At 47.4% G+C, this 12,546-nt stretch carries 7 protein-coding genes; 2 read left to right on the top strand and 5 right to left on the bottom strand.

Annotated elements, in window-relative coordinates:
• Nucleotides 1–371 precede the first annotated feature (371 nt).
• On the top strand, nucleotides 372–674 hold the full coding sequence (locus QOT07_RS02495; protein WP_283602516.1) for a hypothetical protein: 303 nt from the start codon (nucleotides 372–374) through the stop codon (nucleotides 672–674).
• A gap of 254 nt (nucleotides 675–928) precedes the next feature.
• Nucleotides 929–2,047, top strand: coding sequence for an HNH endonuclease (locus tag QOT07_RS02490; RefSeq protein WP_283602515.1), 1,119 nt, complete (start codon nucleotides 929–931; stop codon nucleotides 2,045–2,047).
• A gap of 62 nt (nucleotides 2,048–2,109) precedes the next feature.
• Here the strand turns inward: QOT07_RS02490 and QOT07_RS02485 are convergent, their stop codons facing one another.
• The 5 genes from QOT07_RS02485 to QOT07_RS02465 form a co-directional block, all read right to left on the bottom strand.
• On the bottom strand, nucleotides 2,110–3,396 hold the full coding sequence (locus tag QOT07_RS02485) for an McrC family protein (protein WP_283602514.1): 1,287 nt from the start codon (nucleotides 3,394–3,396) through the stop codon (nucleotides 2,110–2,112).
• Nucleotides 3,389–5,464, bottom strand: coding sequence for an McrB family protein (locus tag QOT07_RS02480; protein WP_283604273.1), 2,076 nt, complete (start codon nucleotides 5,462–5,464; stop codon nucleotides 3,389–3,391). Before QOT07_RS02480 ends, QOT07_RS02485 begins: the two co-directional genes overlap by 8 nt.
• A gap of 113 nt (nucleotides 5,465–5,577) precedes the next feature.
• Nucleotides 5,578–8,826, bottom strand: a complete 3,249-nt coding sequence (locus tag QOT07_RS02475; protein WP_283602513.1) for a type I restriction endonuclease subunit R — start codon at nucleotides 8,824–8,826, stop codon at nucleotides 5,578–5,580.
• Nucleotides 8,823–10,181 carry a restriction endonuclease subunit S gene (locus tag QOT07_RS02470; RefSeq protein WP_283602512.1) on the bottom strand — a complete coding sequence of 453 codons (1,359 nt, stop codon included), beginning with the start codon at nucleotides 10,179–10,181 and terminating at the stop codon, nucleotides 8,823–8,825. Before QOT07_RS02470 ends, QOT07_RS02475 begins: the two co-directional genes overlap by 4 nt.
• Nucleotides 10,181–12,544 carry a type I restriction-modification system subunit M gene (locus tag QOT07_RS02465; protein WP_283602511.1) on the bottom strand — a complete coding sequence of 788 codons (2,364 nt, stop codon included), beginning with the start codon at nucleotides 12,542–12,544 and terminating at the stop codon, nucleotides 10,181–10,183. The genes QOT07_RS02470 and QOT07_RS02465 overlap by 1 nt, the downstream gene beginning before the upstream one ends.
• Nucleotides 12,545–12,546 lie beyond the last annotated feature (2 nt).

Genomic DNA, 12,546 nt, shown 5'->3' with positions numbered 1-12,546 from the left:
TAATAAATGCATATATAGATAATACGTTAACGTCCGAGGTTACTACGAATAACTGCGAGTTGCATTCCAATCCAAAGAGTAAATTAACTGTAATTCTGTACAGGTTATTCTTTCATTTTGGCGATAGCGTTATAGTTTTTGGGCTGCGTCAAAATACGCAGCCGGAGTTAGCGTTCCGAATCTGACATATACCGCGGCGTTGTGTAATAATGCCGCAGCTTTAGCTCACCAAAAATTATGGTAGCTCAGGTGGGGGCTTCGCAAGAAGCGCCGGTTCCTATGTCCCGGTGACGCTAACCCCGTCTGGGCTGCCACCCGAGTTTAGCGTCTCTGATGGTAGTCATTATCCAATGACATACGGAGATGCAATCATGGCTGATACTTCCACCTCACAACCCGCCACAAGTACCCTCTATCGCCAACTGTTCAATCAGCTCGATCTCAGCACCTTAGACTCAACACAACTCCTAGACCTTGCCGCTCTCTCCGCCGAACAAGCCGAAGGGCTCTGCCACGGCCTGATGCTGTTTGGCGATCTGTTGCAAAACAACCCGCAAGCCGACGACACCCAGTGGGAACAACTGAATCACTACATCAATGCGACAGCTCACTTGGTGCCAGCGCTTTGCAACCTTTATGGCCGTGCACTGCGGCAGATGGAGTGCCAGAGCTGAGAGGTTAAAATAAAAGACAAAATAAATAATAAGAACGGTATTAGTTTTGTACCGTTCTTATCACTCTGGTAAATTTTATAGATCTGACTGACATATCACGATAAACACATTCACGAAGGTAGGCATTTCCCCCGTGGCCTGGCATAGTTAACGCATTCGATAAATCGATGAGTTAACTGCTGGGTGACGACGCATGGCCGCTGGCAGTACGCAAACGCATTGATCAGAATCTGTTCTGCAATGAGGGGATTGTTTTGTCTACTAAGATAGAGACGTTATCTTCGAAAGATGCTGTTTTAAAAGCCATCGAAGAATATAAATTATTAGGCCGCGATGCCTTCCTAGAAAAATACGAAGTCAAACGAATTAAAAAATGTGAGCTTCTTTATAATAACGAAAAGTACGATATCAAAGGTATTGTCGCGGCAGCTTATATTGAGCAGTTCGGAATACCATTCGAAAAAATAAATTCTAACAGTGGTGTTAAGAGCGCTATCCAAGCGCTTAAAAACCTCGGTTTCGAGATCGTAGAAACGCCACATCCTATTGAGCATTTAGTGAAAGGTAGGCTTTACACGCGTAAAGAGCTTATCGACCTCTATGGTGGACAACTCCAGGGCGGCATTTGGACACCTACAGAGTTTCCCGTCATCTTCATCTTTACCGGTGAGAGCGGCGAGGCATACGGCTACAAAGACGGATGGTCTGCTGATGGCAGCTTCGCCTACACCGGAGAAGGCCAAAAAGGTCCGATGGAGTTTATTCGGGGTAATAAAGCCATCCGTGACCACAAAAAGAATGGCGAAGATATTTTCTTATTTGAAGATAATAAAAAAGATAAAGGTGTAAGGTTCGTTGGAATGTTTGAGTGTGATACTTGGGATTACATTGAATGCTTAGATTCCGAGAAAAATATGAGGCAAGGAATCACCTTTAATTTATTCCCGGTATCTTCTGCTCGCGAAGTTGATAATGATATTGATACTTCAGAAGTAACGCCGAAGAAGGAGACACTCGAACAGCTACGAGCCAAGGCGATAGCATCATCAATGATGACGGGACAGCGCAAAGAGAGTGACAGCAAAAACTCTTGGTTCAAGCGCAGTGAGGACGTAAAAAAATACGTGCTGCAACGAGCCGATGGCATCTGCGAGTCATGTGAGCAACCCGCACCGTTCAAGAAAAAGAATGGCGAGCCTTACCTAGAACCACACCACACAAAACGCCTAGCCGATGAAGGCCCTGATCACCCTCAATGGGTTGGTGCTATCTGCCCTACCTGCCACCGTCGGATCCATAGTGGCGAAGATGGGAAAGCGCTGAACCAGGATTTGATGGTGAAGCTGGAGTTTAAAGAGGCTAGTTTTAAATAGTTTTTCTTTATAAAAAACATTCAAGTAGAAACGCTTCACGGATGATGTTTGAAGAGATGAGCCTACGCAAAAGGTTCATCTTTTCCCCACATCATCCTCTGCCCACGCTTTGCGGTGATCCGATAAGGTACAGCCCACAAACGTAATGTCTCTGAGAAAGCAAAATGCTGTGGTATTGGATGATTGAAGTCATCGTGCGCCGGGTAGATCAAATACATCTCACCATCCCCACCAAGATACTTTTGGCCGTAAGCAAACATCTGATAGAAGTCGGATTGCGCAATCCCGTAAAGGGGTTTCTCCTGCGAATTGCTATTCACCAACTTCCATTTAGTGTCCAGCACCATCTTGGTTTTGACCGGATGGCGTGACTGAATCAACAAGTCTGGACGTAACTTAAAGCAGTCCCTTTCCCCATGTTTAACCAACGAATGGCCCGCAGCCTGCTGTTTCACTTTAAAGTCAGGTGGCAGCTCATCAGCAAGCGTTTGTGCGACAAAAGACTCAAATACCGCCTCCATGGGGAACAATAGCGACAAAGCTTTAGCATCGCCTTGTAAGGCGCTCGGGCTCATTCCGTGCAATATCAATTGCGCCCATGCAAGCGGTTCATGGTAATGGGCCATACCGCGATCCAGCCGCAGGCTCGATATATCCCCATTAACATCTCGGCTAAACGGAACGCCATCAAAAGCAAAGCGTAGTTCCTGCAGCCAGCGCTGATTATCTGATGACAGACTAAGACTAGCTAACTTATGAAGGGCTGAATGCAAGAGCCTATTGGCAGCACAGTCGGGCAAATAGTCATCGTAATCTACACAGAATTTATGGCGATCCACTAGGTTATGCCGCAACTGAGCTGACATCATCAGCTTGCCCTTCATGAAGGGTAAATTGCCCTGTTCATTCACGTAGTCTGAACGCAGACCCTGCTTAAGCAGTTGGCTAACGCTATGCAAAAACTGGTTAATAAAAATCTCTAGCAAAGGCATCCGTTGCGCATGCACTGAAGCCTGCTGAGTTTGGATATGTCGAAACCCAGACAGATGGCTCAGCATAATCAGCAAAGTTTCGCGCGCGTCCCCACGTGAAAGGTTTTTGCCTATCTTGGGCAGAATTTCGAGCTGCAGGCCATAGGGGGTATAAAGTATCCCTGCGTAATTCTGTACTTGAAGCAACCGGCAGCCAGAGCGTGAGGTGAGTTTGAGTAATTGGCTCCCCTTCTCGCTGGTTAGGCTAAGCGATTCTAAATAATGGAATACCTCGAGAGGGAGAGAAACAGCACCAACCGGCGTTTCTTTTTCAATACCTAACAGGTCATACTCAAAAACAGAGATCACCTCACCCATTTTGCGCAGCCTGGGTAGAAAGAGCAGCCTCTTCAGGTTGATAAATCGCACGGTAAGCCTGGGGCATACTCCAGACCTCTTGCTCAAAAGCCTTAAGTTCGTAGGCTGTTGATTGCTGATCGTGACGCCGTAAACCATGGTCGGAACCAAACAACATTTCTAGATCGTCGGTTTGCTCAATGACAAACTGTAGGCTGTCGTCTTGTTTCTGATTATCCGCCAACACCAACCGGATCTTATTCCAATCGTCGAAGAAGTATTCCTGCAATAACGGAATGATCTTTTTCTGGAATGCCGCCTTCAGCTGTTTAAATGCCTTCTCTTCATCCTTTGCATCGCAGGCTTTTTTTATCGGCATAAAAAACGCGTGCCCTAACGTATGCTCACGATCGTAAAGCGCCTCAATTCGGCTATTAAGTTTCTCTAATAACGATTCAAGCTCAATACCTTTTACTGTGGCCCCACTGAGCAATGAGAGATCTGGCATCATCTCGACGAAATCGAAGCGGCGGCGCAATGCGGTATCCATCAGCGCTAACGAGCGGTCTGCGGTATTCATTGCTCCGATGATGTCGACGTTGCCAGGAACACTGAATGTCTGACAGCTGTAGGACAGCTGCAGGCTCATCGCATTGCTCATGCCTGCCCGCTTGTCGATTTCAATCAGCGAAATCAGCTCACCGAAAATCTTGGAGATATTGCCACGATTGATCTCATCAATAAAAATGGCATAGCGATGCGCCGGATCGGCTTTAGCACGCTGGCATAAACGCATGAAAATGCCGGGCTCAATAGGATAAGAGATATTACCGCCCTCGTCGGCACGAGCGCGCATCCCTTCAATGAACTCTTCATAACCATAAGACTGATGAAAGGTAGCCACGGCAAACCGCTGAATAGCCTCTGCTGTTTGCGGGCCTTGTTTTAACTCATCATAGAGTGAAACAAGATCTTCCACTTGCTCTAGCTGCGACTTAACCAAGAACCACTCGCTCTCTGCCGTTTTATTGAAAATGGCAGGCTCACGGCGGCTTTTATATTCAACCGTAGTGGATTCTGGCACGGTAAAGGATTGCAGCGTCACCCAAGCCGTTTGCGATAAATTACTGCTGCGGCCATTTAATAATGCTTTACGTTGGAACCACGGATGTTCAATGAGTTGGCGAACTTTGGCTCGCTTATTTAAATCCAATAAGACTAGCGCCGTCACTTGCATCCAGTTAAGCGATTCAAGGCGGGAATCTAACCAGGCATCATAGTCGGCGGGCGCTGCTTGAGTGGTATATTCCTTCATCTTCTGCTGCAAAATGAAGGTCTTCCCAGTTCCCGGCGGGCCAAAGTAGATCATATTGACGGGTGAATGCTGCGGTATCTTCACGCTCACCGCTTCATTACTCACCATGACTGGGCTGCTAACTATCTTCTCTTGTTTTTGCTCACTGTCACGCTCACGCAGCAGCTCATAAAGATGCCAGATCGCCATGTTCACATAGTAAGGGTCTGCATCTGGCAACAGCCTGTTAATCGCACTCTTCAATTCATGGTTTTTCTGCAACCAATCGCCAGCCAGTGTCAGCCCAAGCGAGAATTGTTCATTCAAAAACGTCGCGGCTTTGGTAAACGCATTCTCGTCTACCGTGCTGGTACAGGTTACCGGTGTAAAAGCCGCAAAGACGCGATTTCTCAAGCTCCAATACATCCGCTTGAGCTGTCCGGTTTCCTTGGCTTGCTTCAAGGCGGCTTCTACATATTGGTAAGTTTGCTCATCGGGTTGTCGATGAATACGCTCAGTCAGTTCTCTGAGCAGCGGCAGGCTTTGTTGGAACTCGGCCAAGGATGGAACACCCTGACGAATACTGGCAATACCGTTATCACGCTCATACCAAAGCCGTTTGACCAGATCATCCGTCTCCGGCTCCGAGAATGTCTGGGTCTGTTGAAGCAATGCCGTAAATTCACGGTAACGGCGATCCCACTCTGAATGAGAGTAATCTTTGTATTCAGCCAGAGAGTTAATCAATTCACTGAGAGTCAGCTTACCTGCTTCAACATCGGCAACGATATCCATCACGATAATTCCTGTACGGTGACATTATTTGAAAGAAAAACCGGTACTGCAACTACAAAAACACGGCAGCCGAGACGTTAACATCAAGGCTGCTAGCTACTGCCGAATCAACCTCAAGCGCCTTTCAGCATATCAAACACCACGCGAGCAAATCCCTTGGCGAGCTCTGGGTTGGACAGATACTGCACCATCATTTCATGCTGAGCTTCGTTGCTGTCCATGATCGCGTCATCAATGGCTTTCGGGAAATCCCCCAGCATGGCCTGCTCGCGGGTATTGTTGGCAATCTGCGTCATCACCGCTTGGTTTTCCGACAGCTTGTCGCGCACGGTAAAGGCATAATTGATCATGTCTTTATCGCTAAGATTATCGGTAATAAACAGGTCGTTCAGACGCGCCAGAATGTTCGACAGGAACTCTTCTTTCTTATCCTTCGGCTTGGCTGTACCGACGTCATTACCCGGCTCGATTTTATATTCTTCGACATCTTCCTGGAGCTTGAGATGCTGTTCGTGGATTTTCGAGAGACGGTAATGGCTCATATCCACGTTGCTTAAATCAATCTCATCTTCTTCTATGCGCTGTTCATGTAGCAATGGGCGCAGATGACGGGAAAACAGACTCAGTTTTTCCAGATCTTTATCGTCGTACTCGACGAGTTGTGACATAAATTCGTAGAAACGAACAAAGCTGCCGAGGTCTTTTTTGAAGATATCCAGCTTGTCTTTTTCTTGTTTACAGTCTTTGAAGCTGTTTTCAGCATTGGTGATCAACACCACATCGTTGGTTTTTTTCGTGCGTTCAAAGATCTCTTTTGCCAACACGTAAGCATCGATAGCGGAGGTATAACGCTTCTTCCAACGCTCAACGGCCGGCTTGCAGATATTACTGATCGCCGCATTGGATTTGTTCTTGGTAAAGAAGGCCTCACAGAACTGTTCCACCTCGCTCCAAAGAAATATGCCGCTGGTGCGCAGTTTCTCGAATAGTTCAAAAACTAGCTGGGGATCGCTGACATCCGTTAGCTCTGCCGTTTGATAGTAAGGTTGGAAGGCAGCGAGGATCTCATCAGGCTCGTTATAGAAATCGAGCACAAAAGTCCCCGACTGCGCTTTGCCTGGATAAGTGCGGTTCAAGCGCGACAGCGTTTGTACGCACTCTACACCGCCAAGCGCTTTGTCCACGTACATGGCACATAACTTTGGCTGGTCAAAACCAGTCTGAAATTTATTCGCCACCAGCATCACCTGATAATCTTCACTATCAAAAGCTTTACGCATGTCCCGGCCTTTCAGCCCTGGGTTCATATTCATTTCGGTAAACTTTTGATTCAGCAGCGCAAGACTATTGTGATCACTTTCAACAAACTCCACCTCACCAGAGAATGCCACCATCGCATTAATCTTCTCGTATTTATTCTCGGCAATGTATTTATCAAACGCCAGCTTATAGCGCACCGCCGCTTTACGCGAACTGGTCACCACCATCGCTTTGGCCTGCCCACCCAGCAGATGCATCACATGCTTACGGAAGTGCTCGACGATCACTTTTACTTTTTGAGCAACGTTATAGTCGTGCAGTGTCACCCACTGATTCAGTTTGATTTTGGCTTTTTTGCTGTCGACTTCACGACCGGGATCGTCCAACTTTTGCAGTAGTTTGTACGCCACTTTGTAGTTGGTGTAATTCTTCAGCACGTCAAGAATAAAGCCTTCTTCGATCGCCTGACGCATGGAGTAAATATGGAAGGCTTCTGGCTTATTGGTTTTCGATGCCGGTTCAAGCGGGTTAGGACGACGGCCAAACAACTCTAGAGTTTTGGCTTTTGGCGTGGCGGTAAACGCATAGTAGTTAAGATTGCTGCTGCCTTTGCGCGCGGCGACGGTAGCATCGAGAATGTCTTCCGACGACAACTCGACATCATCATCCGCCTCTTCCGTCATCAGTACTTCTTTCAACTGACGAGCAGTGGAACCGCTTTGCGATGAGTGCGCTTCATCGGCGATTACCGCATATTTACGCTGCTTGAGGCTAACGCTGTTTTCGATAGCTTTCAGCACGAACGGGAAGGTCTGGATGGTGACGATAATAATCGGCTGCGAGTTTTCCAGCGCGCTGGCGAGTTTCTCCGACTTCGAACCATCGCCTTCTTTATTATTGATGCGGCCGACCACGCCGTCCGCATGTTCAAACTGGTAAATGGTGTCCTGAAGCTGGTCATCCAGTACCGTGCGGTCGGTGACCACAATCACCGAATGGAACTGCTTCTCGCCTTTCTCGTCATACAACCGGGAAAGCTGGTGTGCCGTCCAGGCAATAGAGTTAGATTTCCCGGAGCCGGCGCTGTGTTGAATAAGGTATTTATGCCCCGTCCCTTCCACCGTGGCCGCACTAATCAGTTTATTCACCACGTCCCACTGGTGATAACGCGGGAAGATCAGGCTCTCTTTCTTAGCTTTCAGCCCATTCCAGTCTTCTTTTTCTTCGATTTGCAGATGCACAAAACTGGCGAGGATTTTCAGCAGGTTGTCTGGCAACAGCACTTCATTCCACAGATAGTCGGTGGCATAGCGATTTGGGTCTTCAGGGATATCATTCCCCGCCCCACCTTCTTGGGTGCCTTTATTAAACGGCAGGAAGAAGGTGTCATCGCCCGCCAGTTTGGTGGCCATAAACACTTCGTACTGACTGACAGCAAAATGCACCAGCGCACCACGCTTGAAGGTGAGCAGCGGCTCCGGCTTGTTGGTGACCGGATCCTTCGGCAAACGCGTTTTCTTATATTGTTTAATCGCGTTTTGTACCGCCTGCTTGAACTCAGATTTCAGTTCTAACGTCGCTATCGGCAGGCCATTAACAAACAGCACCAGATCGATTCGCCATTTCTTCGCTTTTATCCCAGTATCTTCAAACGCGGCTTTAGAGGCATGCGGGCTGTATACCAGCTCCGGTACAATGCGACAGATATTCTGCTGATACCGCGCCAACGTTTCCGGGTTGAGATTATGCTCGGGCTTGAACTGGCACAGGGAAAATCGTGCGTTATGGCTTTTGATTCCGTGACGCAATACACCCAGCGTGCCGTAAGTCCGCGAAAGCTTATCGGTGGCGTTGTTATCGGCTTTTTTAAGTTGGGCCACCAACGCATCGAGGAAATGGCGCTCGGTATCGGTCGGGTAAATCTTGGCAAATTTATCCCACTCCAGCGGCTGAGTGTTTTGCACAAAGGCGATAGCGTCTTGCGAGTACAAACCGCGTTCTCGATCGTAGCCGTCTGGTTTGCCGACAATCCATCCCTTGGTAACCATTTGAGCAATCATTTCATTTTGGAAGATTGCCTCTTTGGTGGTGTCCATACTCATGCGGTAGCCTCCTGTGATACCTCAGCTTCTCGGGCTTCTGGCGCGACCCAATTGCGTACGTCGATTTTGCCGGTCACAGCGGCGGAGATAAGGGCGGTTCGGCGTTCTTGGAGAAATCCAATTTGAAAAGTAGCTTGATTTTCTAAAACATCAAACATAACTAGTTTGTTACTAATGAAATTTGAAATGCTATTTTGTTCTTCCAGAGAAGGAAATATTCCAAATATTTTTTGTAAATTTTGGATTGATAGGCGTCGTAATGCAGCTCCTTTCACGAAACTCTCAACTTGTTCCTTTACAAATGAGCTTTGTAAAAGAAAATCCAGAAACTCAGGCAATACATGTAGTCTATTAGGGCGAATAATTATCAAAGATGACGCAACAACAAAGTCAATATTTGAAGGCGTAATTGCCGTTTGACCAATAGTTCCATCCTTACTAAAAAGAATGTCTCCGGGCAAAGGCATACAGCCAGTTTTAATTAAATAAAAATAGCTCTTAGTCGTAGTAAGAAGAGCATTATCAAAGTCTATGACACCGTTCTTAATATCTTTTATTGATACAAAATAGTGGGTTCCTCCATTCGTATCAGGGGATATATGTGCTCCATCTGTAATGGAACTACATTTAAATTTGAGTAGGCATACATCCCAATGCTCCGGCACTTCCCCCAACCACTCAACACCAGAGTCTTTCATCGGCACATCAGGGTTTAGCCCTTTAGTCACAGCATGGCTAATCACCGCCTGACGTTTTTCTTTTAGCAGTTCAATCAGTTGCTGTTGCTTCTCGATCAGGTTATCGATTTTTGCGGTTTCGTGATCGAGGAAGGTAGCTATTTGAGTTTGTTCTTCAAACGAAGGGCAAGGATAGCGAATTTCATTGAAAGCTTCAGTAGGTAAACGCCAGCGGCCTAAATGAGCACTTCCTTGCCCAAGATGAAAGAATCGACGCTGCTTGTAGCCATCTTGCAATAAGTAAAGATAGTAACGGCTATATAAGTTATGTTTATCTCGTACAAAAAACACCCGATAGTCTGGGCTAGTTACACCATCATAATTAGAGATGTCAACATAGCCTGTTAATAAATCCATATGATTCATTGCAAACTCACCTGGATATACTCTTTGATACTTTGAGTAATCCATAGAAAGCTGACCTTCACCGCTATCAATATCCTTTATTTTTATCCCTTTTTGGGTTACAGACAAAACGTCATAACCAATCTTGCCTGCGATTCTTTTCTTAATATCAAAAATATATTTAAGTTTCAACGCAGACCATTGATGAGGAATAACGCCCACTGAATCAACCCCAGAATCCTTATACTCCGGATAAGCTTGATATTTAGCCATCAGGAATGCACCTCCTGCAGCAGCTTCATAATCTCGGCGCTAACGGCATCCAGGTCGGCATCAATCTCTTCTAATGGGCGCGGTGGTTGATAAACATAGAAATGGCGGTTAAACGGAATTTCATAACCGACAATCCCCACCTCACCGTCTTTCGCATCACGCTTATCGGCGTTAATCCAGGCATCGGCTACATGCGGTAACACTTCCGCTTTAAAGTAGCTCTCGATCAAATCGCTGGTGGTAACTTCTGGGTTTAACGGCACGTTTTCGTTGTCACGCAGCTCACCGTCCTGTTCAAACTCCACCACTTTGCCTTTGTATTCAAAGGCACCGTACAGCGGTTGGGCGGCTTCTTTCAGTGCTTTTTTCACCACCGGCTCGGCGGCCGGATTTTTAGTGGTGATGGCATCGATAAACTGCTTGTTCTCTTTGGTATCCAGCTTAACGCCAGCAGTTTTAATTGCGCCTTTCAGAGTGAGCTGGAACTCATTAAAGTCATCGCTGACACGTTCTTTGCCACCCGCTTTAACACCCAGTGCAGTCTGGATTTGCTGCGCTTTGTCCATCAAGGCACGCTGTGCCAGCCACAGTTTGCTGTCCAGTAGGTCTTTAATTTGCTTCTCTTTCAGCTCAGCAAATTCAGCTTTGATAATGGCGCGGGCTTCAACTTCCAGTTCGCTAAAGTCACCGTAGTTATCGTTTTGCCACTGTGCGGAGAACTCTTCATACAGACGTTCCATGGGTGCATTAAACGGCTTTGGAGCAAAGCGCAGTGTGGCAATGGCCTCATCCGTGACCTGTGCAGATAAACGCAGCGGGCGCTCAATGGTCAGGCGGCGGTAGCCAAAGTCAGTGCTGTTAAAGATTTTGCTGGCGAAGGTTTTTGGCACTTCGGTTTTCGCCGTTGCCGATTGGCGACCACGGTTAGATTTCTGCTCTGGCGCTTTTTCCAGACCTAAATCCTCCAGAGAAGTCGCATCCACCACTTCAAACTCACCAAAGGTGCGGGTGATAAGCTTGATATCGTCCTCGCCCATCAGATTTCGTTTAGAACCTAATGACTTCCGCATCTTGCCGCACAGGTTGGTGCCATCAATCAGTTGGACCTTGCCTTTACGCTCTGGCGCCTTCTTATTCGACAGGATCCACACATAGGTCGCAATGCCGGTGTTGTAGAACATTTCCGTTGGCAGCGCGACAATCCCTTCCAGCAAATCGGCTTCCAGAATATAACGGCGAATTTCACTCTCACCGCTCCCCGCGCCACCGGTAAACAGTGGTGAACCATTGAGGATAATACCGATACGCCCACCGTTGCTCACTGAACTATCGGTGTTACGGCTATCTCGCATTTTGCTGATCAGGTGCATCAGGAACAACAGCGAACCATCAGAGACGCGCGGCAGGCCAGGACCAAAGCGCCCGTTAAAGCCTCTCTGCTGATGTTCGTCGTTGATCTCGCCTTCAATCTTTTTCCAGTCCACGCCAAACGGCGGGTTAGATAGCATGTAATCGAACTGGTCCTGCGGTAGCTGGTCGTTAGAAAGGGTGTTCCCCAGCTTGATGCGGCTAACATCCTGCCCTTTGATCAGCATATCGGCTTTACAGATGGCGTAGGACTCTGGGTTTAACTCCTGACCAAAAGCACGCATCACCGCGTTCGGGTTCTGTTTGTGGACGTATTCCATGCCGGAAGAGAGGAAGCCACCGGTGCCGGCAGTGGGGTCGTAAATGGTACGGATGATGCCGTCTTTCGATAGCGCTTCGTCATCATCCATAAACACCAGCGAAGTGGTCAAATGCACGATATCGCGCGGGGTAAAGTGCTCACCCGCCGTCTCGTTTGAACTCTCCGCAAAACGACGAATTAGTTCTTCAAACACCAAACCCATATCATGGTTAGAAATAGCTTTAGGGCTCAGATCGGTGGTGGCGAATTTTTTAACCACTTTGTACAACAGGTTGGCATCATCCAACAGGCCCACAAACTCGCTGAACTTGAAGTGTTCAAAGATTTCCCGCGCATCCTTTGAGAAACACTGAACGTAGTTCTCCAGGTTGGCTTTGATATCGTTCTGCCCCATCTTGCCAAGATCCATCGGCGAGATGTTGAAGAACGTAAGGCCATTGGTCGCACGTAACAGAAACTTATCTCTTCCTTCTTCCGGCAACGGGCTAGTTTTTAGCTTTTCCGCTTGAGCTACGACGGCTTCTTTACTGGCGGCTAAAACGCACTCCAGACGGCGTAACAGGGTAAAAGGCAAAATCACCCGCCCGTACTGGGATTGCTTAAAATCACCGCGAAGCAAGTCGGCTACCGACCAGATGAAAGCAGCTGTTTGAGAGAAATTTGTGTTAGCCATAT

The organism is Serratia proteamaculans (genome assembly GCF_949794035.1).
GTDB lineage: Bacteria > Pseudomonadota > Gammaproteobacteria > Enterobacterales > Enterobacteriaceae > Serratia > Serratia proteamaculans.
The sequence above is the reverse complement of the archived record's forward strand: the minus strand, read 5'-3'. Positions and strand labels throughout refer to the sequence as shown.